The sequence below is a fragment of the Salipaludibacillus sp. CF4.18 genome (assembly GCF_051262595.1).
Taxonomy (GTDB): Bacteria; Bacillota; Bacilli; order Bacillales; family Salisediminibacteriaceae; genus Salipaludibacillus; species Salipaludibacillus neizhouensis.
Genome location: NZ_JBIMEV010000015.1, coordinates 15,140 through 39,472, shown reverse-complemented (window position 1 = coordinate 39,472; position 24,333 = coordinate 15,140). Strand labels below are relative to the sequence as shown.

The 24,333-nt window shown below is 36.6% G+C and carries 19 protein-coding genes; 4 read left to right on the top strand and 15 right to left on the bottom strand.

Annotation, left to right across the window (positions count from 1 at the left end; translation table 11 throughout):
- The first annotated feature begins 1 nt into the window (after position 1).
- From ACHABW_RS11540 to ACHABW_RS11530, 3 genes are all read left to right on the top strand, one after another.
- Positions 2 to 691, top strand: coding sequence for a sporulation protein (locus ACHABW_RS11540; protein WP_435755448.1), 690 nt, complete (start codon positions 2 to 4; stop codon positions 689 to 691).
- Positions 692 to 968: 277 nt separating this feature from the next.
- On the top strand, positions 969 to 2,501 hold the full coding sequence (locus ACHABW_RS11535) for an MFS transporter (protein ID WP_435755447.1): 1,533 nt from the start codon (positions 969 to 971) through the stop codon (positions 2,499 to 2,501).
- 48 nt (positions 2,502 to 2,549) lie between these two features.
- Positions 2,550 to 2,873, top strand: coding sequence for a hypothetical protein (locus ACHABW_RS11530; protein WP_435755446.1), 324 nt, complete (start codon positions 2,550 to 2,552; stop codon positions 2,871 to 2,873).
- Between the two features lie 228 nt (positions 2,874 to 3,101).
- Here the strand turns inward: ACHABW_RS11530 and ACHABW_RS11525 are convergent, their stop codons facing one another.
- From ACHABW_RS11525 to ACHABW_RS11490, 8 genes are all read right to left on the bottom strand, one after another.
- Positions 3,102 to 4,175, bottom strand: coding sequence for an ABC transporter permease (locus ACHABW_RS11525; protein ID WP_435755445.1), 1,074 nt, complete (start codon positions 4,173 to 4,175; stop codon positions 3,102 to 3,104).
- A 25-nt stretch (positions 4,176 to 4,200) separates the two neighbouring features.
- Positions 4,201 to 5,784, bottom strand: a complete 1,584-nt coding sequence (locus ACHABW_RS11520) for a sugar hydrolase (protein ID WP_435755444.1) — start codon at positions 5,782 to 5,784, stop codon at positions 4,201 to 4,203.
- Between the two features lies 1 nt (position 5,785).
- A complete protein-coding gene (locus ACHABW_RS11515) occupies positions 5,786 to 8,446 on the bottom strand; it encodes a family 78 glycoside hydrolase catalytic domain (RefSeq protein ID WP_435755443.1) in 2,661 nt (886 codons plus the stop codon).
- A gap of 27 nt (positions 8,447 to 8,473) precedes the next feature.
- On the bottom strand, positions 8,474 to 9,373 hold the full coding sequence (locus ACHABW_RS11510) for a carbohydrate ABC transporter permease (RefSeq protein WP_435755442.1): 900 nt from the start codon (positions 9,371 to 9,373) through the stop codon (positions 8,474 to 8,476).
- Complete coding sequence (locus tag ACHABW_RS11505) at positions 9,373 to 10,236, bottom strand: carbohydrate ABC transporter permease (protein ID WP_435755441.1); 864 nt, start codon at positions 10,234 to 10,236, stop codon at positions 9,373 to 9,375. Before ACHABW_RS11505 ends, ACHABW_RS11510 begins: the two co-directional genes overlap by 1 nt.
- A gap of 117 nt (positions 10,237 to 10,353) precedes the next feature.
- A complete protein-coding gene (locus ACHABW_RS11500) occupies positions 10,354 to 11,703 on the bottom strand; it encodes an ABC transporter substrate-binding protein (protein WP_435755440.1) in 1,350 nt (449 codons plus the stop codon).
- A 188-nt stretch (positions 11,704 to 11,891) separates the two neighbouring features.
- Positions 11,892 to 13,391 (bottom strand): response regulator transcription factor, encoded by a 1,500-nt coding sequence (locus ACHABW_RS11495; protein WP_435755439.1) that lies wholly within the window; start codon positions 13,389 to 13,391, stop codon positions 11,892 to 11,894.
- Positions 13,392 to 15,203: a cache domain-containing sensor histidine kinase gene (locus ACHABW_RS11490; protein WP_435755438.1), complete on the bottom strand. Its 1,812-nt coding sequence runs from the start codon at positions 15,201 to 15,203 to the stop codon at positions 13,392 to 13,394. It lies immediately after the preceding gene.
- 382 nt (positions 15,204 to 15,585) lie between these two features.
- Here ACHABW_RS11490 and ACHABW_RS11485 point away from each other — a divergent pair, with 382 nt between their 5' ends.
- Positions 15,586 to 16,878 carry an APC family permease gene (locus ACHABW_RS11485; protein ID WP_435755437.1) on the top strand — a complete coding sequence of 431 codons (1,293 nt, stop codon included), beginning with the start codon at positions 15,586 to 15,588 and terminating at the stop codon, positions 16,876 to 16,878.
- A gap of 94 nt (positions 16,879 to 16,972) precedes the next feature.
- Here the strand turns inward: ACHABW_RS11485 and ACHABW_RS11480 are convergent, their stop codons facing one another.
- The 7 genes from ACHABW_RS11480 to ACHABW_RS11450 all read right to left on the bottom strand — a co-directional run bounded on the left by ACHABW_RS11480 (position 16,973) and on the right by ACHABW_RS11450 (position 24,145).
- Positions 16,973 to 18,523, bottom strand: a complete 1,551-nt coding sequence (locus ACHABW_RS11480) for a polyamine aminopropyltransferase (protein ID WP_435755436.1) — start codon at positions 18,521 to 18,523, stop codon at positions 16,973 to 16,975.
- 326 nt (positions 18,524 to 18,849) lie between these two features.
- Positions 18,850 to 19,242 (bottom strand): DUF350 domain-containing protein, encoded by a 393-nt coding sequence (locus ACHABW_RS11475; RefSeq protein WP_110934649.1) that lies wholly within the window; start codon positions 19,240 to 19,242, stop codon positions 18,850 to 18,852.
- A gap of 21 nt (positions 19,243 to 19,263) precedes the next feature.
- Complete coding sequence (locus tag ACHABW_RS11470; RefSeq protein WP_435755435.1) at positions 19,264 to 19,869, bottom strand: DUF4247 domain-containing protein; 606 nt, start codon at positions 19,867 to 19,869, stop codon at positions 19,264 to 19,266.
- A 312-nt stretch (positions 19,870 to 20,181) separates the two neighbouring features.
- Positions 20,182 to 20,850, bottom strand: a complete 669-nt coding sequence (locus ACHABW_RS11465; protein ID WP_110934647.1) for a PspA/IM30 family protein — start codon at positions 20,848 to 20,850, stop codon at positions 20,182 to 20,184.
- Between the two features lie 22 nt (positions 20,851 to 20,872).
- Positions 20,873 to 21,379, bottom strand: a complete 507-nt coding sequence (locus ACHABW_RS11460; protein ID WP_435755434.1) for a DUF4178 domain-containing protein — start codon at positions 21,377 to 21,379, stop codon at positions 20,873 to 20,875.
- 128 nt (positions 21,380 to 21,507) lie between these two features.
- A complete protein-coding gene (locus tag ACHABW_RS11455) occupies positions 21,508 to 22,524 on the bottom strand; it encodes a potassium channel family protein (RefSeq protein ID WP_435755433.1) in 1,017 nt (338 codons plus the stop codon).
- A 358-nt stretch (positions 22,525 to 22,882) separates the two neighbouring features.
- Positions 22,883 to 24,145 (bottom strand): L-lactate MFS transporter, encoded by a 1,263-nt coding sequence (locus ACHABW_RS11450; protein ID WP_435755432.1) that lies wholly within the window; start codon positions 24,143 to 24,145, stop codon positions 22,883 to 22,885.
- Between the last annotated feature and the right edge of the window lie 188 nt (positions 24,146 to 24,333).

Sequence of the window (24,333 nt, the reverse complement as noted above, 5' to 3'; positions counted from 1 at the left end):
TATGTTTGAAAGACTATTTTCATCAATTGGAATTGGATCTACAAAAGTAAATACCGTTCTATTTCAAGGTAAGATTGAACGAGGGAAGGAAGTGACTGGCGAGATTCATGTCTTTGGGGGAGGAAAGGCTGAACAGACCATCTCTGAAATTTATATCCATGTTGATACAGAGTTCCATAGATTTGATGATGACATGACGGAATTTCCAGATCTTACAGAACCTATATTAGAAATAAAAATTACCGATCCATTAGTAATTAAACCACACGAAGAGAAAATTGTTCCGTTTTCATTTATTTTGCCTTTTTATACGCCCGTTACATTTAAAGAACAAAAAATTCATATTCAAACGGATTTAAGTATTAACTATTTCAATCATCCAATTAATACATATGATTTTGACGTCATTGATCCATTAGTTGATGAAATTAATAGTTATTTTATAAAACAAGGCTATCACCATGAAAGCCGGAGTGGGCTTTCTAGACTTAAACCACCTACCAACACAAATCCAACTCATTGTTTACAAACCTTTCAGCTTATCCACGACCAAGGAAATCAGGTTTATTTTGTAGGTAATGAGAAAGACATTAGTGTATATGTACGTGAAAAAGATACAGTGCAACATTATTCAATAAAAAGAAATGGAGATATAAAAAATCAATTACTTATGATTCCACTTCCTAAGTAAGATAAAAAAACAACTTCATCATGCCTCTTCTTAGTTAAAGGCTTAGTATGTTTGTTTGTCTCTGAGAGTAATCTTAAGTCTGTTATATCAACAAAATGTGCACAACATCAAAAAATCCGATGTGCTTTCTAATCTACGTAGTACAACAAATTATATTTATTTGTTTGCCAAACAAATAAATATAATCTATAATAACAAACTATGATACTAATAAACAAAATCGTTTACATTTTATTGGAAGCGATTGCACTTTGTTTTATTTTTAGGAGGGTAAATCATGGGAGTTTCAGAAGAAAATAAGAGAGAAGGCACGTATCACACTGCAAAAATTTGGCAAATAGCTTTTTTCGCTTTGAATAACACGGCGACGAATTTGTTCTTGTTTGCCATCGGTTTTGTGACTTATTATGCGACAGGTATTGTTGGACTATCTGTTATGATCATAAGTACAATCTTAACACTGATGAGAGTTTTCGATGCGTTCACCGACCCAATTATCGGATTCATCATCGATAGGACAGAAACTAAGTTCGGTAAATTCCGACCGATCATGTTAATTGGTAATATTATTTTACTTATCTCATTCTTGGTAATGTACAATGTTACTCACCTTGTACCAGAGGCCATGCAGTTGCCGTTTTTCATCGGTATTTATGCTCTTTACATTATCGGTTATACGTTGCAAACAACTGTCACACGTGCAGCACAAACTGTTTTAACAAATCACCCGAAGCAACGACCTTTATTCACCATTTTCGATTCTGTTTATAACATTTCTCTGTTTACTGGAGGACAAATTTATATTTCCTCTTATTTAGTATCTAAGCACGGAGACTTTTCAACAAGTCTTTTCACAGAATTGTCTCTTGTTGTCGTTATATTAGCCTTTGTGTTTACTATTTTGGCAATCCTTGCAATCAAGTCTAAAGACCGTCATAAATATTATGGTTTAGCAGAGATCGGTGTCAAGGTTCGATTCAGAGATTATTGGCCGGTACTTAAGAGAAACCGTCCTCTACAAATGCTTGTTATCGCAGCTTCTACTGATAAATTAGCTGGCCAAGTAATGAACCAACAAGTAGCGATGGTTATGTTATTCGGGATTATTCTCGGTGACTTTGCCTTAAGTGGCACCATATCCCTCATCGCCATTGTTCCAAGCTTTTTAATTACGTATTTGGGAGTTGTCTATGCGAGAAAGAACGGATTAAAAAGATCCCTTGTTCATTTTTCGTGGCTAGGGGTAATTGCATTTGGTATTCTCGTTGGTTTATTCACGTTTGGTGATCCGCAAAATATGACCCTTGATAATATTGGTATCATGACGATCCTTTTCATCTTGTTATTCAGTATCGGACGTGGGGTTTCCACTTTTACACCATCTATTGTGATCCCTATGATCGCAGATGTATCAGACTATGAAACACACCGAACTGGTCGATACGTACCAGGCATGATTGGAGCATTATTTTCCTTTATTGATAAAGCCGTATCTTCGCTTGCTCCCGCCATTGTTGGTGGACTCGTTGCAATCATTGGCTATCGAGATGAATTTCCACAGTTGGGCGAATCCCCTACTACGGATTTGTTCGCGATGACGATGATCATTTTCTTTGGTATCCCTATCTCCATGTGGTTAATATCAATCATCGCAATGCGTTTCTATACGTTGGATGGGAAGAGAATGGAAGTAATTCAAGAAGAAATGGCAGCCGTTAAAAATCAAATTTATGATGCGAAAGAGAAAAAAGCTCTTATAAAGGCTGAACAAGAAAAAAATGAAAATATTCATCCAAACAATGAAAAATAAGAGATAAACAAGGCTTGCCCTAAACGAAGAGTTTAGGGCAAGCCTCCTTTGCAGCTTCTTTTAGAGATGTTGTTCCACTTCTTCTTTTTTTATATCACGGAACGAGATCCGATAGGATTGCAACGAGAAAAACGGATTCAACAGGTACTCCATACCCATTTAAAATTAAACCGATTAATTGAAGATCTTTTTGAGATTCCCAAAATAGATCTAGACCAATTAGCCATGGAACAAACACTAGTAAATAGCGAAGAATATTTCACTAAGACACTTAAAGAATCAGAAATAGAACAAGGGAAGTCTTTTCTGGTGACAAGTTGTCGAAAGATTTTGTACTCTGTATTGAACCAATCCGGATGTACTTCCGAATGATTAATATCTTTTTCGTTAAAAGTCGTGATTACTGCGACTGCATAAGTTATCTCCTATTAAATAATGAAACTGTGGTTTTACTTTTCTAACCAATAAACTTTTCCCTATTATACTATTTAAACAGACTAGTCCGATTTTTTGCTTATATGTACAAACTGAGATCTTACTAACAAATCTCATAAATATAGTGCCTGCGCCCTGTGTTATACACTGGGAAAAGGCACCAATCTAATCTTTTTTCAACCGTGGATCTAATGTGTCTCGTAATGCATCACCAAATAAATTAAAGCCTAAAACAAATAATGCTAGTGTCAAACCTGGGAACAAGGTTATCCACGGTGCTTCAACAATGTACGATCTCCCTTCGCTCATGATTGAACCCCAACTAGGAGTGGGTGGTTGTACCCCTAATCCTAAAAAACCTCGTGTATTTAGATGAAAGGTGTACAAAGCTGTTGACCAAATCTCATTTAATCGATCGTTGGAGCTTTTAAAACTGCCACGGTAGTTGACTGGTAAATATTCATAAAGCATCGAGATCGACTCTATTTGAAAATCTTCCGTGGCTGGAACGATTTGGACATAGCGATAGGCTCGTGATTCCTTAAATGTAAAAGAGGAATCTGTTTGTGTGCTGTCTATTGAAACACGGTCTAACAATACACAGTGATCTCTATCTTCTGCCTCTTCTTTTGATTCCCCATAATAAACGGTAAGATCACTTCGGCCTTTTATTCCATTCAACTGGAGATATCCGAAAGTCTCTTTACCAAAGTCAACAAACCACCCATCGGTCCTCCGCTCTACAGTTAATGGCTGCTGCGTGCTCGTTTCCAATCGGAACTGGGAGGGCATTGTTTCAGGACAATTCAACACATCTTGCCAGCATCCGACGGTATGCCACTGTTTGTCATAACAGGATACTTGCCAATTACTGTCCGTCTTAATGTGTTCCCCTTCTATAAATAAGGCTGGAACACCAACATCATTAAAAACAGTAACGTTCAATTCATGCTTGCCTGCTGGCAACTTCATTCGATGATCGTGATATCTCTCATTATCTTTTTCATCTAAATATACTGCGAATTGTCCGTCTGCATGTATAGTGATTTCCTCAGGATACTCCAGTTCATACGCATAAGTGAAAATAACTGAACTATAATGCCGATCAAGTCTCCAATAGGCAGGGTAAATGACGCCACGCATTTGTCTTCTTACGGAAATTTGCTCATGTAAATAAATCTCCCAATCTCCTGGATACCAGATCCAACATCTATTTTCTCTAGTCAAATTCTTTTTCAATGCCTTCCTCACTCCTTACATGATTCTAGCTCTGTCTAGTATCAAGAAATGTACGAAGTAAATAAGTAGGTGTACAACTCCACGCATGACAATAACTATTAATCAGGTGATTACCGTACGGAGAAAATTCTTTGTCTTCTGGGTTATACAGCTCCCAAAATGTATCTGCTCCATCTTTAATCATTCCACCCCAATAGTGCTTTAAAAGTTTAATAGCTTCCTCTGTTTCACCGGTAAGGAAAAGTGCTTCTGCTAAATGATGATACATATATGGTGTATTCATACCGATTTCGGGTTTTTCTACTAGCAAATTTTGAAGCAACTTTCGACTTGCCTCCTTATCAAGAACCTCAGCTAATACCATCCAAACTTGGGTAGCCCACGAGATTTGGTTATTTTCTCCACTTACAAAAAATCCGGCTTTTTCATTCCATAAGTGAGTCTTTGCAGCCGTTGTTATTGTTTCTACTTTTAGCGTTAAATAAGCTTCTTCTTCTGTTTCTCCGAGTTCATTTGCTAGATTAATTGCTCGTTTTAACGCATAAATTAAGATTGCCTGGGAAGGTCCTTGCTTGTTTAAATCAGGATGCCAATCGATAAACGACCACCATGAAGAATCATCTTTTACGATCCCATTGTCCTTTACTCTTTCTAATGCTAATTCAATTTGCCGATGGGCTGTTCCCCAAAGTTCAACTAACGTTTCTTTGTCTTTCGTTACTTGATAATAATCAAAGAGTGTTGTTGTGAAAAAGAGAGAATAATCAAACAAGAAAGTATCATCCGGGATGAGGCTAGGTTCCACAAATAAATTTGCAGCTACTTGTCCGTTCTCATTTGGTACCGCTGCAAACTGATACAAATTCCGTTTCACTAGATCATTGTTTTTAAACGTGACATAATTTGCTAGTGCCTGCAATCGCAAGTCACCAAGCCATAGTCGCCGATCACGTTTTGGTCCATCTTCAAAAACGTCTTGCATACAATCCTGCAATGTTTTAATACTTACTTCATCTAACTTATTTAACAATGGATCCTCATGGTTCAGTTCCTTCACATTAGACACATCCGCCGAGGTTACAGCTTGGCACCGAACCTCGTCAAAAGACACATTAAATTTTTGGGATGTATCAAGGATTTCTACTTTCATATAACGGAAACTATAACGCCGCGGCAATTTAATCTCATTTGGTAGCACATCAACATGCAGAGTTTCTTCCTGTAACCACGAACTACTAATCCATCCATCATAGCTAGAAAATGGCTCAGATACCTCAACAGGCATTTCACCGAAAGTGAACCTCACATGAAGAGGAGCATCCGGTGGGCTGCCAACTGGGGACACATTCATGGAGACATATCCAACAACATGTTGACAAAAATCTAAAATAAAGGACTCCCCTTTTCCAAAACTTTGCGTTGCTAATTGCTGATAGTCTTCCGTTGGGACTACCTCCCAACCGTGAATGATATCCTCATTAGTTATCGTCTTCACTACACGATTCGGAGTAATAGTTTCTTGATAGATTTTCGGTTTAAGTGCGTCAGCTTTTTCTTCAAATAACTGATTACGTACAACTTTTTGATTAGGATCACTTTGAAAACTCATTTTATAAACCATCCTTTATATATTCAAAATGAAACGTACCTGATTCGACTCTTACAAGTAGTCCTTCTTTGACAGTCTCACACGAAAGAATACCATCAGTGGTTTCCATGTTTACACCACTTTCTTTCACGCGTTCTGCTTTAGCATTAGGAAGAATGATTTCTGCGGTTGTATTTGCCGGAACTGTAACTTCCATTGTCACGGTTTTCTCATCCGTTATTTTCCAATAGCTTCTAATTAATCCGTACGTCGATTCCAGTGAACCTTCTGCCCATTCTAACCCTGTTCCCATATGGGGAGATATCGTAAATGTTTTATAACCTGGGTTGTTTTCATGTAATTCGATACCAGCTACTTTACGATACAGCCAATCACCGATTGCTCCATATGCGTAATGATTGAATGAGTTCATATCCGCACTCCAAAAATCACCGTTTTCTTTCAGACCATCCCAATGTTCCCAAATCGTAGTCGCACCCTTTGTAATCTGGTAAAGCCACGATGGATAGTCCTTTTGAAATAATAATTTATATGCTGTTTCATTTTGATCATTTTCACTTAATACATGGTTTAAATAAGGTGTACCGACAAACCCTGTTGTTAAATGCCAATCACTTTCTTCGAGTAACTCCATTAGCTTTTCTACAGCACGATCTTTTGCTTTTCCTTCAAGTAAATCAAACATTAATGCAAGTATTTGTCCAGTTTGTGTGGAAACAGCTAACTTTCCATTCGGAGTCACAAATTCATCGGTTAGCATTTTAATGATATTCGTTTCGAGCTGTTGGTAATAAGCAACATCTTCTTCTTTTCCTAAAACCGCAGCAGTTTTCTTTACGAGTGACGTCGAGTATGCATAAAAAGCAGTTGCAATATACGAGCGGTCCGTTGCTCCGACATAGCTATCTGGTTTTGAATCCAGTGCTAACCAATCGCCGAAGTGAAATCCTGTATTCCAGAGATACTCGTTCTCCCCTTGATTGCGTATATACTCAATCCATGAAGTCATACTCTCATATTGTTCTTCCAAAATTCTTCGGTCGCCATAACACAAATATAACGTCCAAGGGCAAATAACTGCAGCGTCTCCCCAAGCAGCCGAGCTAAATGGGCGATCAAAAATATCCTCTTCATCATCGCCAGCAATCACATTTGGGACGACGAATGGTACTCCGCCTTCTTCATCCTGTTCTACTTTCAAGTCATGCAACCACTTTGTAAAGAAGGGAGCTACATTTGTTAAATAGGCGGCAGTTCTAATAAACATTTGCGCATCACCTGTCCAGCCAAGTCTTTCATCACGCTGTGGACAATCGGTAGGAACATCTAAGAAATTACCTTTTAATCCCCAAACGATATTGTGTTGGAGTTGATTAATCATCGGATCAGAACATTTAAAATCCCCTGTCACTTTCAAATCGGAATGTAAGACGATCCCTGTAAAATTTTCTAATTGAATTTGATCGGATTCAAACCCATCTAATTTAATATAACGAAAACCTTGGAAAGAAAAAGTTGGTTCAAAGGTTTCTTTTCCCTCTCCATTTAAAATATACCGAACGGTTTGTTTTGCTTTGCGTAAATTCTCTGTATAAAAATTACCCTGATGATCTAAAACTTCCGCATGACAGATTTCTACTTCTTGTCCTGATTTACCTGTAATCGAAAAACGAACCCAGCCTACCATGTTTTGTCCTAAATCAAGAACTATTTCTCCTTTTGGTGTCTCGATTAATTCGATTGGTGTTATTTCGTTCATTATTTTAACCGGTACATTTTCCTGCGCTACAAGGATGTCTTTTGAATAAGTGATGACTTCAGCTGATTTCCACTCCTGATGACTTTTCTTTATCCTTGCATCATAGGTTTCCCCGTGATAGATTTCTGACATTAAAATCGGACTTTTTGAAACTTTCCAACTATCATCTGAAAAAATTGAAATTGTTTCTCCACTGTGAAGTTCAATCTCTAATTGAGCTAATAACGCTAACCGGTTTCCGTAATGATTACTTTTTTCTTCAAATCCAAGGTTTCCTTTATACCAACCATTCCCTAGTAATCCAATGATCTCATTTAAACCTTGCTTCAATAAATCGGTAACATCGTAGGTTTGATATTGTAAACGATTCTCGTAACTGGTCCATCCTGGTGTAAAAAAGTCATCACCAATGCGCTGACCATTTAATTCAAGCTCATACAAGCCTAAAGCAGTTGCATATATACGAGCAGATTTAACAGGTGTATCTACTTGGAAATCACGTTTCAGTATTGGACAAGGTTTTCCATTGATATCGAGTGAAGGGGAAATCCAATCAGCTACCCAATCTCTTTGATTAAGCAGACCCATTTCCCAATAGTGAGTTTCTGACCATCCAGAAGATTCATCATGTTGGTTTTTCACTCGGATCCGATAATAGTATCTCTTCCGTGATTCCATCGTTAATTCTTTTAATTCTACAAGAATACTTTCCTCCGTGACTACTTCTCCGGAGTCCCAGATGATCTCTGAAAAATCATTTGATTTTGCTATTTGGATCTGATACGATTTTTGTCTTATGCCTCTTTGATCCGAAAGTGTTTTCCAACTAATTCTCGGTTGTGCGACATCAATACCCATTGGATTCTCTTTATATTCACACGTTATTTTCTCTATTTTGAACATTTGGTAACGCCTCCTAAATTAAATAGATTATCCCTTGACTGATCCTGCAGTCATACCTGCTACAATTTTCTTACTGAATATTAAAAATAAAATAAATGGAGGTATTGTTATAAGCAATACGTTTGCAAATAATAAATTCCAAGACGTATTATACATACTCATAAAGTTATATAACGTTAGCTGAACCGTCGCATTGTCTGCTCCCGGGAAAAAATAAAGCGGATGGACAAAGTCATTGAAAATCTGTACAGAATTTAAAATGATCACGGTCGCGTGAATTGGCTTTAGCATTGGGAAAATAATCTTGAAAAATAACTGCCAACTGCTACATCCATCGATAATTGCTGCTTCATCAATATCTTTAGGAATTGTTGCGATAAAGCCCGTATATAAAATAATGGAAAAAGGAATGGAAATAGCAACCATAACCAAAATAATACCTGGCATTGTTTTAAATAAACTTAATCTTTCCAACACCCAAATTGTTGGAACTACTGCAGGTGGGATCATTAAACCTGACAGGAATATCGCACCAATAACAGATATCGATTTCCCAGTACGTCGTTGTAAAATAAACCCTGCCATAGATGCTACTACCATCAATATTAAAATCGAGCTAACTGTAATAATAGAACTGTTAAAAAATGCACGGATTAACATGCCATTTTGTGCCTGGAGAACTTCTGTAAAGTTTTCAATAATTCGAAATTCCGTTGGCCAACTTATAGATAATTGAGAAGCTTCTGCACTTGTTTTAAATGAATTAACTAAAATAAAATAAAATGGAACTAGAAAAGTTAGAATTACAACAATTACTGCCATAACCTCAACAGCAATTTTAGTAAAGTTTACTTTCTTTTTAGGATTTTTATTTTTCTCATGCGCAGGTTGTGACATCGGTTTTTTATCATTCAAAGGTTGTTGCATCAAATATCCACCTCTTTTCTAGTGAGCATCTTAAATATCGGAAACACAATAAGGGCTACTAAAAGAAACAGAATTACGTTACCTGCCGTTGATAATCCATAGAAACCTGCTTGATATTGCTTGTAAATAATGGAGGCAATCAGGTCAGAACTAAACCCTGGCCCTCCGCCAGTCATAGCCCATACTAAATCGAATGTGCGTAATCCACCAATTAAAGCTAAAATAATAACTGCATTCGTTGCTGGACGAGAAAGCGGTAAAGTAATATTCTTAAAGGCATCAAATTTGTTTCCGCCATCAATTTGTATTGCTTCATAGTAATCTTTAGGAATAGACATCATCCCTGCGATAAATATAACCGTCGCAATACCGACACCCTTCCAGACATCTACTAATGCAACAGAATACAAAGCGAGGCTAGGATTTCCTAACCAGTTTGGTCCACTAATACCAAAAAACGCTAACACTTCATTGATTAATCCTTCTGACGGATGCATTAACACACTAAAAGCAATACCTACTGCGATCGTACTTACTAATACCGGAAAAAAGATTGCTGAACGTAAAAAGTCTTTTGTTTTTATTTTAGATGTTAAAAATACTGCAAACAGCAATCCGAAAATCACTTTTAAAATAGTCGTTACAAAAGCAAAGATAAACGTGTTTTTAAACCCAATTAACAAGGATGGATCATCAAAAAACATTTTAAAGTTATCAAAGCCGATCCAAGTCCATTCACGAAGATTCCACCTGGTAAAACTAAAAAAGAAAGACATAACCGTCGGAAATACAAACAAAAGGCCATAGATGATGGCAGCGGGAATTAATAATTTTAAACTATATATTTTATTTACTTTCAACATACTCACTCCCTTACTTCTAAACTTCATACATAATCAGACTTATTTAACTAATGCCCTGTTATAGAATCTATAACAGGGCATATAATATTAATAATATTGAGCTATCGAATAAGTTATCTATTCATTCCATCCTTCAAGGTCTAATTGTTGTGCTTGTCGTTCTACATCTTGATCATAACTTTCAGCACCTTCTTGAGCAGATGTCATTCCTAAACCTACTTCAACAAGGATTTGTTCTAAGTTTGGTCCTTTTAGTGGAGATAAGAATTCTAGTGCAGGTCCAACTCTACCTTCCTCTAAATATGGAACCATTTCCTTAACTGCTGGGTAAGCATCTTCTGGTAACTCGACTCCTTTAAGAACATATGGACCTTGCGCCTTCATTTCAGCCATATACAATTCCTGACCTTCTTCTGATAGGAAAAATTCCATGAATTGTGTCACTGCCTCAACATTCTCAGAATCTTTATTCGCATACAAACCTCCTGGCATCCATAGCGTCATTCCATGATCTTCAGCATTCTCTCCTGGTTGACCGAAAAAGCCAATGTCGTCGATTTGATCTGGATAGGTTTCTTCTATTGCAGGTAAAGCAAATGTTAATATTGGATAATGTGCTGCTTCGCCTTCAGCCAACATTCTCAAGGCATCTTCGTACGTTGTTGATGTTTCTTCCGAATTAAAATGTCCTGCTTCTTGTAGTTCTGAAAGTTTTTCAAAACCTCTTAATGCTTCTGGCGTATCTGCAAATTTTGCTTCATTTGCTGTAAAATCTTCTGCAAATGTAGGTGCTTGACTGTGTACATTATAGTAGTCAGCCAAAATTACGAGTTGAGATGTCCAAGTATCTCCATACGACGCAATTACAGGGACTTTTCCAGCTTCTTTTATTGCCTCATTATTTGCCATTAGTTCATCCCAAGTATTCGGTACTTCTAATCCTAGTTCTTCATAAACCTTTTTATTATATAACCAACCTCCAGCTGAAGCGGATTCACCTGGAATTCCATAAGTCGCACCATCTACTGAAACAGTTTCGATAAATGTTTCATCTATTTTTTCTACAAATTCTTCACCCGATAGGTCATAAAAGTACTCTTCAGGATTCAATGCTTTAAAAAGGGAACCAGAGTTATACCACATCATATCGGTCATTTCACCAGTAGCAAGACGGGTCTTTACAATATTATCTCCCTCTGTTCCGCCTGGACGAATTTCTGTATTCAAAGTGATGTTATACCTTTCTTTGACTTCAGCAGCAACAGCATCAATACCATCTGTTACAGTTTGGTTGTCTACAAGAAAGGAGATCTCTGTTTCTGGAAATTCCTCTTCCGTATTAGTTGACTCACCACTTGTCTCATTTGCTGTAGTATCTTCATTATTGTTTGAACCACATCCCACAAGAAACAATGATAATAATAATGCGGCACCTAAAAATAGCCATAACTTCTTTTGACTTTTCACTTAAATGACCCCCTTTGAATTTTAAGCACGTTTTATGTTTTGTGCTATGTCCTTATTATATAAGCGCTTTCATGTTTAAAAAACCGAATATTTTTACTATTTAGGGGGTGAGATTTTACTTTTCATCCTTGTTATAATTTTAAATTTGTTTATATAAACATATAAAGTCAATCCAATTATGCTTCCAACTAAAGGCGCTTTTTATATTCAGCCGGCGTCAAACCTTCCATTCTTTTGAAAACCGTAGTAAAGTATTTATCGTCTTCATACCCCACTAGTTTGCTCACTTCAGCCGTACGGGTAATCCCTTTGTTAAAATACTCTTTTGCTTTGTTAATTCTATAAATCATCAGATATTCCGAAAAAGTCTTCCCTGTTTGTGCTTTAAATTCTCTGGATAAATAACTTAAACTGACGTGATTTTCTTCAGCAAAGGTTTGAAATTTTAAATTGGTTTGATACTGTTGATGGATCCAATGCAGAACACGCGGTATCAAATTTTTAGGCGCCACTTCATGAATCAAATCTTCTTCAACAAGCTGATCAATCATTTGTTCTAATGAATGATATAATTCATTAAAGGTTGAAACTTCCTGCAAATAGTCAAAATTCTTTTTAACTGTCTCTATTTGAACATCTGAACCTTTTTGCTGTTCTAGTTTGAATATGAGTGCATAATACATATTTCTAAGAAATAAAGATAATTGCCTCAGCGTTATTTGTTTTTCTTTCAGACTTTGGACTATATGTTGAACATACTCTTTTGCTTTGATAATTTCCCCATTTCGAATAGCAGTTTCAATTACCCGAATGTTCATCCACTCACCTGCCAAGTCAATATTTCTTTCTGTTTCTTCTCCTTTTATAAAGGAAGGTTGTCCATAATTCATGTGGTTTTCTATTCTTTGCTCCAAGATGTGTACAATTGACATCAAGCTCTCATCACATTTTTTTCTCATGAAACTAAGATGAACATGAATATCTTGATTTATAAATTTATATAAATCATTGACTTTCGCTTCAAAAAGAGATTGTTGGTTCTCGTCTGTAGCAGCGACTAACAAAAGCTTTCGTTGATTATCTATGTTGATACAATAGATCTGCTCGTTAGTAAGATAAGTGTCTGATAAGATTTGCTTGAAATCTTCATCCGTGCCTCTTGATGAAGACCACCCTCGAGTAGCCTTCCAATTTTCAGCAAGCATATAAATAATATAATAGTCATCTTGGTTAAATACATTCATTTCGTCTAGTTCTTTCTCAGACTGCAACATTTTGTTCACCGACCAGTGCCTTTTCTCTTCAATTTCTTTATGCTCTTCTTCAATAATAGAAATCGAGCGATCTACAACATCATACAAAGCTTCTCTTTTAACCGGTTTAATCAGATACTCTATCACCCCTAATTTTATTCCCTGACGAGCATACTCAAATTGGTCATGGACGCTTAATATCACGCATTTTATCGATTCATCAAATGTTTTTATTTGTTCTATTAGTTCTAATCCACTCATACCCGGCATCGTAATGTCTGAAATCACTAATTGAGGTGTTACTTCTTCAAGCATATTTATCAAGTCTTCTCCATTAGCAAACGGGTATATTTTGTGCTTTGGTTCATATTTTTTTAAGAGTCCTTCTAATTCTAGCAACGACCAATACTCATCTTCAACAATAAAAATATTCATTTAATGTCCTCTCCCCTCAGGTAAATCATTCTCGGAATTGTAAGGAATTTTTAACGTTGTTATTGTTCCTGAACCAACCTCACTTCTGATCTCTAATCCAAAGGTTGGACCGTACATTAAACGTATTCTTTGTTGTATATTAATTAAACCTACTCCCATATGCGGTGCTTCCGTTTCAATTGGATTGGAATACGATAGTCTATTTTCAATTTGCTTCAATTTCTCTGGCTCAATTCCGTTCCCGTTATCTTTCACTTGTATCAATACTGTATTTCTATCTCTTAGTACATTTAATTCTACAATTCCCCCCATTTTTTTATCGGCTAAACCATGATTGATCGCATTTTCAATAATAGGCTGAATGGATAGCTTTGGAAGGAATGTTTCTTCTGCTCCTTCTTGCACATCAGATACAAGTATGAATCGATCCATAAAACGATGCTTTTGGATGTTAATATAATTATTGATATGGTCCAATTCCTCTTTTAATGGCACTGGCTTATCCAAATCTTTCATCGTGTACTTAAATAGATCGGAAAGGGATTCTGAAATCTCCGCGACTTCCTCCACCTGTTTTACCCGACTAATTGCCTTCATGACATTCAGAGTATTATATAAAAAATGTGGATTGATTTGTGATTGTAACGCTGATATCTTTGCGTTTTTCTCAGTGATTTTTGATTCATACACTTCTCTGATTAGTCGGTTAATACTTTCAAGCATATTGTTGTATACTCTTGTCACAATATCCATTTCCTTATTACCGGTAAAATTCATTCTTTCTGTTAAATCCCCTTGCTCTACTCCTTCCATTTTTAACGTTAACTCTCTTAATGGTTTTGCAATCTGATAAGAAAGAAAATAAGAAACTAACGCGATAAGTACAATTGCGATTAGACCCGTACTAAAAATAAACAATAAAATTTGATTTCGTTCATATATGATAAAGTCATCATCAATGAGAATGATTGTATCCCATCCTGTTTGTGGTGATTTATTATATGTATACAAGTATTGATCTTCCTTCCATACCAATTCTCCACCATCAGACTGATTTAAAAAAATGGATCTCTCAAAGCCGTCAATTTTAGCGCCCGTTAACTCTTCATCATAATCAAATATAACATTCTGGTCCTGATTCATAATGAGAAGTTGCATATACTCTTCTAATTCATTCACATCTTCAAATTCTAACAAATTAGTAAAAGCATCGATGTTAATATCAATTTTCATAGAGCCTATTTTTTGTCTCTGAGGAATATTGTATATATTTCGGACTAGTGACACTACTTTTCTTTTTTCACCATTTGCTAATGTAGTTTCAGTTGTTGGTAATAACATAAATTCGCTTTTCTCTAATGAATCCAATTCTTTTTTCCACTTTTGTTCTTCCAATAAATAGATAATATCCACATTTCCTTGCTTGACATATTCATAGGCGATATTTTCATTGGTGTAAATTGTAATTCTTTCTATGTCTTTACGTGGGTAAACATGATTAAACAACAAATTATATACACTATTTTTTATCAAATACGCTTCGTAAGCAGTTCCAATTTTTGTTTCTACTAAAAGACTTTCCTGTAAATATGGGTCAGTGAATATCGCCAATGAAAGTCTCTCTATATCTTGAAAATACAAGTCGATTGTTCGACTAAATTGAGTAGACAAGATATTTGATAACGACTCCGCTTGTTTTTTCATTTCATTCACGTTGCTAATATAAATAGCAATAGCTATGATACTGATTATAATAACGTTTACAATTGTAATTGTAATAAATAATTTCATTTTTAAACTGAAAGACTTCATTATTAACCCCACCTGTTCCTTGTGCCCTTTTTGACTAAGTCATAAGTTTTTTCTTTTGCTTACCTATGTTTAGATAGTAACACGCTATCTTAATTTATTGTTCTCGAATTCTTATTATATCCTAGGTAATGAGACTTTAGTTGGTTAAATATTTGAAATTTTTGTACACTTAGTGAATTTGTTTAGCAAGTACTGTCTCTGTTTGTTGCTTTCCCTGCTGGAGTCACCGCCAGCTTCTTTTATCCCTAAAAATAATGATTCAATAATAACAAAATCCCATCGTATTAATTTTCAAGTTATTATGCTAGTACTAGAAAAGATTAAACAGAACTAATAATGGGTATACATAAGTTCTATATGCAAAAAAATGAGGTGCTTTTATATGGAAGATTATAAAAAAAATAGTATTTCTCTTATTGGAGCAGTGGGGCTAGGGACGGGTGTCATGATCAGTGCAGGGATTTTTGCACTACTCGGACAAGTAGCCGAGCTTGCTGGATCATGGTTTCCAATTATATTTATAGTCGGTGGGATTGTAACAGCATTCAGTGCCTACTCTTATGTAAAACTAAGCAACGAGTTCCCTTCCGCCGGTGGTATCGGAATGTTTTTAGTGAAGGCTTATGGAAAAGGAACAATTACTGCCTCTGCAGCACTTTTAATGGCATTTTCCATGGTTATTAATCAAAGTCTGGTGGCAAGAACGTTCGGAACTTATACACTTCAACTCTTCGATGGGGAACAAAGTAGTTATTTTGTTCCTTTATTAGGTGTTGGTTTGCTTACTGTTGCATTTCTAATAAATATTTCAGGGAACAGTTTCATTCAATCGTTTACTTCGATTGCTTCTCTATTAAAAATTACCGGTTTATCGATCTTTGCAATAGCTGGTTTATGGGTGGCTGGCTTTTCATTCACACCTGCAAATGGAGGTGGCGATGTATCCGACCCATCATTTATTCATTACATTGCAGCTGTTGCTCTGACTATCCTGGCTTTTAAAGGGTTCACCACGATTACAAACAGCGGATCTGAAATAGTGAAACCGAAGAAAAACGTTGGCCGAGCAATCATGATTTCTATTTCGATCAGTCTCTTGATATACTTACTGCTTGCCTGGGCTGTATCAAGCAATTTATCTTTACCGGGAATTATTGAGGCAAAGGATTATGCTCTTGCGGAGGCCGCCAAACCCGCTTTCGGTAATTATGGTCTGTGGTTAACGGTTGCAATAGCCATTTTGGCAACGATATCCGGAATAATAGCTAGTGTATTTGCAGTGTCTCGAATGCTAGCCATGTTGACAGACATGAAACTTATACCTCATAAGCATTTTGGAATGCCGGGTAACATTCAAAAACACACTCTCGTCTATACGATTGTCATTGCGATGGCACTCACTATCTTTTTTGATTTAAGCAGAATTGCTTCAATGGGGGCCATCCTTTACTTAGTCATGGACATCATTGTTCATTGGGGAGTTCTGAAACATCTGCGAGAAAAAGTTGGGGCGAATATATTTATTGTAGCGTCAGCTCTTGTGTTCGACGCTGTTGTTCTCGGAGCATTTGTATGGGTTAAAGCGACTTCTGATTTGCTGGTAGTTGGCGTATCCATTTTGTTTATTGCTATTATTTTTGTCGGAGAGCGATTTTTTCTTAAGAATACCGCATAACTCTATCAATTTATAAAAAAAGATGTCTCAAAGTTAAATTTGAGTCATCTTTTTTCAATCGATCATCTATGAAGTAGTCCATGTTTGAGAAACTTTAATAGTTCAACCAGGCTTTACTGTACTTTTCAAGAATAATTGGGTGAATTAATGTATTAATTTCCAACGTAACTAAATCTCCATTTTCATCATAAATTTCTTCATCAATATCCTTACCGAAAAGAGTTAATCCTCTCATTACTTCACTCGTCAGAAAGGTGGTTTCTTTGTTAATTTCAATGTTGGATAAGTCGACCGGCTCTCTTTTGGCTAAAATAAAGCCCCAATTCCCAAAGCTAGGAATATCTACTTGAAAATTTTCTGTGTATAAATCTGTTGCTTCAATCGTCTTATTAATCGTCCAGTATACCTCTGTTGCAAAAGTTGGGCTTGTTGCTTGGACCATTAATGAACCACCAGGAGAAAGGTGGTTTCGCAACAGTTGATAAAATTGTAGGGTGTAAAGTTTACTCAGTGATTCATTGTTTGGATCAGGCAAATCAACAAGAATTACATCATAAAATTCAGCAGATTCCTTGATAAACTCAAAAGCATCGTCATTGATTACAGTTAGTCGTGAATCAGAAAAAGCCTCTTCATTTAGCTGTACAATATCATGATTATCTTTTGCTAAGTCGATGACAGCCGGATCTAAATCGACTAATGTGATGGACTGTACTTCATCATACTTTTTCAACTCTCTCACAGCAAGACCGTCTCCACCACCTAAAATAAGGACATTTTCCTTTGTTTCTGCCGTTGCCATAGCAGGATGGACAAGTGTTTCGTGATATCGGTACTCATCAACCGAACTGAATTGCAGTTGACCATCAAGAAACAACCTTAAGTCTCCTTGCTCTTTCGTTAAAATAATTTTTTGGTATTCACTATTCGAGTTATATATAATTGGATCTTTATACATCTTTTGTTCGAAGGAAAATGCCATCTCTTCTCCCCACAAAACACCTGCTGTAAGAAGAACTAGAATAGCGACTCCAGCAACACCATGTTTTCGGTACGTTGGAATCTCTTTTCGGAAATAAAATAAAAGCCACAGTGCAATGATCACGTTAATAATAGCTACAACAAACGCTGTTTTTACAAGCCCTAACTCAGGTCGAAGCAGGAAAACGAAAAGCAGTCCGCCAATTAAGCCGCCCGCATAGTCTGAGAAAAGAACGCGTGCAGCACTCCGATTAAGCGTTTCACCAATATCATTCGCTTTTCGAATTAAGATTGGCAGCTCTACCCCGGTTAATGTTCCAACAATTAAGGTAACCGTATAAAGGAAGAAAGCATCCGTACCACTGCTTAAATAAGCGGTAATACCAAAAAGAAGGAATGTGGATAATCCTCCAACTAAACCAATTAAGTATTCAATCCAAACAAAGGATAATATTAAGTTTTTCGTTACTTTTTCACTGATCGTTGCACCAATTCCCATTCCCGTCAAAAACAAAGAGATAACTAATGTGTATTGTTTTACTCCGTCTCCTAAAAGATAGGAACCTACCGCACCAAAAAGGACTTCGAAAATAATCCCACATATAGATACAATTCCCGAAGCCCAGTAAATTGCTTTTGTTTTGTTTAATTCTTCATTAACCACTTTATATTCTCCTTTATTTTGTATAAAAAGAGTACCCAACTCTATTCTCAAAGAGATTCTATAAGAAAAACGCAAAGCGTCTTTTATTAAATACAGCGTGAGCTTTCGCCACCATCATTTAAGCATCAAGAACGCCCCTCCCTTGATGCGTGTGGCGTAAAGATAGCTGTCATCTACTTTTTTACCTTCAAAAAAATTGAAATCTTTCAAATTCTTACCTTGTTATAAAAAACACCATGGTGTTCGTACCCATCCATTATGAAAGTGGGTATGTAAACACCATGGCTTCTCACTATATTTAATACTCATCGAGCGATGTCAATAAATTACGTGATGGATGCCCCAATCACTAAAGCAAGACCAATAGAAACAGCTAAACTAATCATCCCTACGGAAACATTGCCTTTCTTTAATTGTTCCTCAACAGAAAAGGATCGAGTCACTAATTCAAAAATAAAATAAGCAATCATTTGTAATGCTACACCCACGAGGCCCCAAATTAACGTTTCAACTAACTCGCTGCTGCTATATACTGCAAACGCTAAGATAATACATATACCAATGATTTTTCCTGAAATCGATAAAGCTACGGCATTATTGCCATTTAATACCTCATCCCAATCCTTGTATTTAGTTAAACTTTCAAATATCACTAAGCCGATGATAACAATAATGATAGCAAGTACGAAATACATAAGTGTTAATAAAAATGGTTCCATTTTATTACTTCCTCTCTCTATTTATTTACCCGATCCTGGGCCGCCACCTCGAACTGTACCGCCACGAACGGTGGGACTATTTTCGTATCCTTTATAATTTCCGCCTGAAGAACTATAGCCACCATAGCATTGACTTGGATTACTCCCACATTGAGACCTGCGATTACTACCCCAGTCGTTCGTATTCAGCGCAGAATTAAGAACCGACATTACCAACATTCCCTGGAAAAAACTTGGATTGTAATTGTCCTTGACAAATTCTTTATTTGCTAATTCAATTAACGTGTTTGAACTGTTTTCTTCATCTTCCGTTAACATGACAAAAAATTTATCATAGACAAGCACTTGTTTGTTGTCATTTTTATCACTAATTTTTTCTGGCTGTTTAGCTCCTTCTAGCTCAAGAGCAACGTCATCTATTTTTTTCCCTTCAGCCACGTAAACCTCCGAGTAATTAGATGAGTCAACAGCACTTCCTACAACGTCAAACAATGGATAATTTTCTTGAACAAAATTTGCTGGTTCCTCTTTGTATATTGTTTCATAATCTGAACTTTGTGATGAGCAGGCACTTAATAGTAAAAACACTGTCACAATAAAAGTTACAAATAAAAGATTTTTCACCACTCCCACCCTCTTCTAAGAAAAACGGCGTAGCCGTCTTTTATTAAATGCAGCGTCAGCTTCCACCGCCATCTTTTAAGTATCAAGGATGGGTTTCCCTTGATACGCGCGGTGTGAAGGTAGCTGCCAATTATATAAATTAGCTCTTAAGAAAAACGGCATAGCCGTCTTTTATTAAATTCCCCTCACTATGTAGCGCAAATTAAAATATGCGACAGGAAGGTAGTCCATTCCAATTTCTAACGATCGAAAAAATTGGAAACAACTTAAAGGTCTCCCCCCTCTAAAATTCAAAAGAAGAGAGAGACTTTTATATTAGTCTTTTGATATTTTCTTCTTTAACGCTGCGAGTTCATCATCAACATCGTTGCTGCCAAGCGAGTCAAGTTCATCGTCTAAGCTACGACTGGAAGAGCTTAAATCATCGCTTGTCTCAGCTTCTGCCTCAAGTTGCATGACCTTTTCTTCCATTCGGTCAAATCCTTGTCTAGACTGATCATCACCGATAGAAGACATGGAACGGTTAATATTCTTTCTTGTCTTTGCGGATTCTGCTCTAGCTTTTAACGTATCTTTCTTTATCTTCATTTCATTGTATTCCTGTTTCATTTCATCCAGCTTTGCTCTTAACATGTCAGCATCTGCTTTTGCACGCGTGTAGGATTCCTTGAACGATTCTGCTTGAGCCGAGTGAGTTTTTTTATCTTCCAATGCTCTTCTGGCTAAGTCTTCATTTCCTGATTCTAACGCTTTAAGAGCCTGTTCTTCTCGCTTTTGAACCATTTTATCTGCTTCTTCAAATTTCTTTTTTAGCAATTTTTCATTAGAAATCATTTTCGCTACAGAAGCTTCAGATTCACGAATATCCTCCGCCATCTCACGCATAAATTGATCTAGCATTTTTACAGGATCCTCCGCCTTATCAAGCATTGAATTTAGCTCGGAACCGACTACTGTCGAAACACGTTTGAAAAATTTAAACATTTATATTTCCTCCTCTATAAAATTAGTTGCCCGCTATGATTTTTATTTCATATTCTTCAATCGAAAACCCGTAACTTACTTCAATCTCACTGCCCCAAATTTCAACTGACAGGAAATGTTCTTCCTCGTCGTCACAGTAATCAAAGTAACGACAATCCTTATTGTTTACGTTTGCTCCTCTTCCTTCACCACTCACTCGAGCTGTACCCTTTTCATCTAAATAATAAGTAACATCATCATGCTCTATTTTTTTAGGTAAAGGTTCAGTTAGCTTCTTTGGTATCGATTCGTACATTCCTACTTCTAGTTCATCATCCATTTCAACACTTAACCACAATGTCTTCTCACCAAGAAGCTGATAGGCAGTCCATTCATACCCATCATCATTATACGTTAGTTTGCTAACAACTTGATAGTCTTCGAGATCATAATTTACAATATCATCAATCTCTATGTTCATCACAGTTCGTTCCTTCACCTTTGCGGTGTTTTCTTTTTTACCACCAAAAAGTTTTTGAAAGAATCCCATCCAGTCACATCCTTTACTGGCGTTAAATAGCCACTCTTACTCTTACGTAGGTTATTAATAAAAGTTTCACATTTAATCTTTTTTTTAGCATTTTTTTCAAAATCATCAAAAATTACGGCAACAGCCTATTATTTTAATAAAAGTTTGTATGTTTCCGTATCACATATAACATAAAGAACCGCTTCTTTTGGTATTTTTTCGTCCAACCGTCTGTTTATATTTAAATGATCACGGTCAGCAATTAACGTCGCTCCTTGCTGTAGCAAATCTTGAAAAGCATCACGATATGTCAGCCATTTTTCATTTACTTCCACTTTATAAAGATCATCACCATGTTGTCTACTCATAAGCTGAGAATAAATTTTACTAACCCCTTTATACATTGCTGAACGTACGGCTAAGGTAGATGTGGTATTCTGCGATAAAATAACTTCATCGACTTTCACGTGCGCAAAGTTAGAAGCATTTTTCTCAACCATAATTTCAACGGTGGTATGAACATTTGGAGCAACTCGTTCTACTGTTATAGCTATTGATAATGTTTTAGCATCCTGCAGGGAGTAGCCTTGAATTTTATCATCTGAAAAAACAATCACTGATTTTGCTTTTGTAATATTGGCTTTTAGTAATGTATCTTCCTCTGTGGCCTCACCTTGAATATAATGAAGCCTGTTTTCAGTTATATCAAAAGGAGACTTTGGTAAAACATCGATAACAACAACTTCACCATCTACACTTGATTCTAATAGCTCCGTCACTGCAGATTCTGTTTTCTTTCCCCAACCGATGATAATAATGTGATTTTCATTCACATAATTCAATTTACCTTCCTCCTTTTTTCTCCTGAATATCGAAAATGCATCAACAATTTTACCAATAACGACACCTAACAAACCTATACCTAACAAATACATCAAGACAGCAAACATTTTTCCAGCTAATGAAACCGGAGAGTAATCACCGTATCCAACAGTGGAAAACGTTGTCATGACAAAATAAAAGGAGTTTGCAATACTTTCGAAATTATCAGGTTCTAGCCAATAAACAATAAGAGAGCATAGTGCAACAAAAATTAATGTGAAAAGAATGATCGTAGAGTTCCTCATTTTTATGAGGTTAAGTCCAAACTTGAAAAAAAAGTGCATCTATTTGTCTCCTTCACTTAGAATGTCGGATGTATAATAATATTAACTCTAACATTGTAACATAGGGAAAAAGAAGCGTGTGGTGACTACAGAAATTTCCAAATTTAGTTGCAAAAAAACAATAAAAAGCGAAATGACTTCTTCCATAAAATAAGAAGTCATTTCGCAATTAAGAGTCAAAAGGGTTCCTTAAGAAAAACGGCATAGCCGTCTTTTATTAAATACAGCGTGATCTTTAGCCACACCGAGTAGCACCGACGTAATTTCGTGTAGGTGCTACTCGAAAGGAGAGTGGGTTTCCCTTGATACTTGTGGCGTAAAGATAGCTGCCAATTTTATAAATTCTCTTAAAAAACTATTAAGCAGTAATTTGTTGTTTTTCTTGTTTTTTCTTTTCGACACTTTTAATTTCTAATTGAAGGAAGATAGCAACTACAAAGGCAACTAATATTAACCCTGTAAAAACATAAAATACCGGAATATAACTATCCGTTCTCTCTCTAATTTGTGAGACTAAGACAGGTCCTAAAATCCCTCCTAAAGACCAAGTCGTTAAAAGAAAACCATGAATGGCACCCAGTTGTTTTGTCCCAAATAAATCACCAATGAAAGCTGGAAGATTTGAAAATCCACCTCCGTAACAGCTGACAACTACTAATATCAGTGCTTGAAACACTAATACGCTTGTGATATTTGGAAGCGTGATGAATGTAATTAGTTGGAGGATAAAGAAAATGATGAATACAGTTGGTCTTCCAATGTAGTCTGAAATAGCAGCCCACGCAAGTCTACCGCCACCATTAAAAATCCCCATAATTCCTACTAACGTTGCAGCAGCTGCCGCAGTTAATCCAACAACTTCCTGCGCCATAGGAGAAGCGACTGAAATCATCATAATTCCTGCAGTCGTGTTAATGAGCATCATTGTCCACAGCATCCAAAAACGTCTTGTTTTCACTGCTTGTTTTGCAGTTAATTCTGACAAGTCTTTCTTAACAACTTTTTTACCAGAAGCAATGTCTTTTTTCATCCCGTCCGGCATCCAATCCTTAGGAGGTGGAGCAATATAGGAGGCTCCTAATAAAATAAGAACAAAATAACTCGCACCTAAAATATAAAATGTGTTTGTAATTCCCACAGAACCCATCAGGCTAGCTGCCACTGGTGCAGTGATAAGTGCTCCTGCACCAAAACCCATGACTGCCATTCCTGTAGCTAACCCTCTTCGGTCAGGAAACCATTTAACGAGAGTGGAAACCGGCGCGATATAGCCTATCCCGAGCCCTAGTCCACTTGCTAAACCGTATGTTAAGAGAAAAAGAAGAAGCGAATCAATCTGAGTGGCAAAACCTGCTCCTGCCTGTCCCAGACCAAACAGAATTGCGGCCAGTATAGCAGATTTTCTTGGACCGTTTTTTTCAACAAAACTGCCAAAGAAAGCAGCTGACAATCCACCGAGTGCCATCATGATTGTAAACGCATACGTAATTTCCGTTGTCGACCACCCCATCGCATCGTTGATTGGATTTGTATAAACACTGTAGGCATATGCTGCCCCAATGGAAAGGTGAATAGCAATTGCAGATAAGGCAATGAGCCACCTGTTTTTTGTTGTTTTCATATCTATTCCTCCTTCGATTCTATCGAGCTTTGGCATCCTTTTTTAAGTACAGATCACCTTGTTCAATTAACGGTGAATTCCCAACCTACTAATCACTCTTTATAAGAAGGTAGTTATTTCAGGGCGGATCTTTCCGCGGAAAATGTTTTTTTCCGCTGGAACCGCCGCCTTTTGTTACTTTAATCTTC

Bases quoted from the DNA above. Each gene is read 5' to 3' on its own strand.
- ACHABW_RS11540 (WP_435755448.1), top strand. From the start codon at position 2: ATGTTTGAAAGACTATTTTCATCAATTGGAATTGGATCTACAAAAGTA.
- ACHABW_RS11455 (WP_435755433.1), bottom strand. From the start codon at position 22,524: ATGCACTTTTTTTTCAAGTTTGGACTTAACCTCATAAAAATGAGGAAC.
- ACHABW_RS11515 (WP_435755443.1), bottom strand. From the start codon at position 8,446: ATGTTCAAAATAGAGAAAATAACGTGTGAATATAAAGAGAATCCAATG.
- ACHABW_RS11450 (WP_435755432.1), bottom strand. From the start codon at position 24,145: ATGAAAACAACAAAAAACAGGTGGCTCATTGCCTTATCTGCAATTGCT.
- ACHABW_RS11535 (WP_435755447.1), top strand. From the start codon at position 969: ATGGGAGTTTCAGAAGAAAATAAGAGAGAAGGCACGTATCACACTGCA.
- ACHABW_RS11465 (WP_110934647.1), bottom strand. From the start codon at position 20,850: ATGTTTAAATTTTTCAAACGTGTTTCGACAGTAGTCGGTTCCGAGCTA.
- ACHABW_RS11460 (WP_435755434.1), bottom strand. From the start codon at position 21,379: ATGGGATTCTTTCAAAAACTTTTTGGTGGTAAAAAAGAAAACACCGCA.
- ACHABW_RS11495 (WP_435755439.1), bottom strand. From the start codon at position 13,391: ATGAATATTTTTATTGTTGAAGATGAGTATTGGTCGTTGCTAGAATTA.
- ACHABW_RS11490 (WP_435755438.1), bottom strand. From the start codon at position 15,203: ATGAAGTCTTTCAGTTTAAAAATGAAATTATTTATTACAATTACAATT.
- ACHABW_RS11520 (WP_435755444.1), bottom strand. From the start codon at position 5,784: ATGAGTTTTCAAAGTGATCCTAATCAAAAAGTTGTACGTAATCAGTTA.
- ACHABW_RS11475 (WP_110934649.1), bottom strand. From the start codon at position 19,242: ATGGAACCATTTTTATTAACACTTATGTATTTCGTACTTGCTATCATT.
- ACHABW_RS11505 (WP_435755441.1), bottom strand. From the start codon at position 10,236: ATGTTGAAAGTAAATAAAATATATAGTTTAAAATTATTAATTCCCGCT.
- ACHABW_RS11485 (WP_435755437.1), top strand. From the start codon at position 15,586: ATGGAAGATTATAAAAAAAATAGTATTTCTCTTATTGGAGCAGTGGGG.
- ACHABW_RS11510 (WP_435755442.1), bottom strand. From the start codon at position 9,373: ATGCAACAACCTTTGAATGATAAAAAACCGATGTCACAACCTGCGCAT.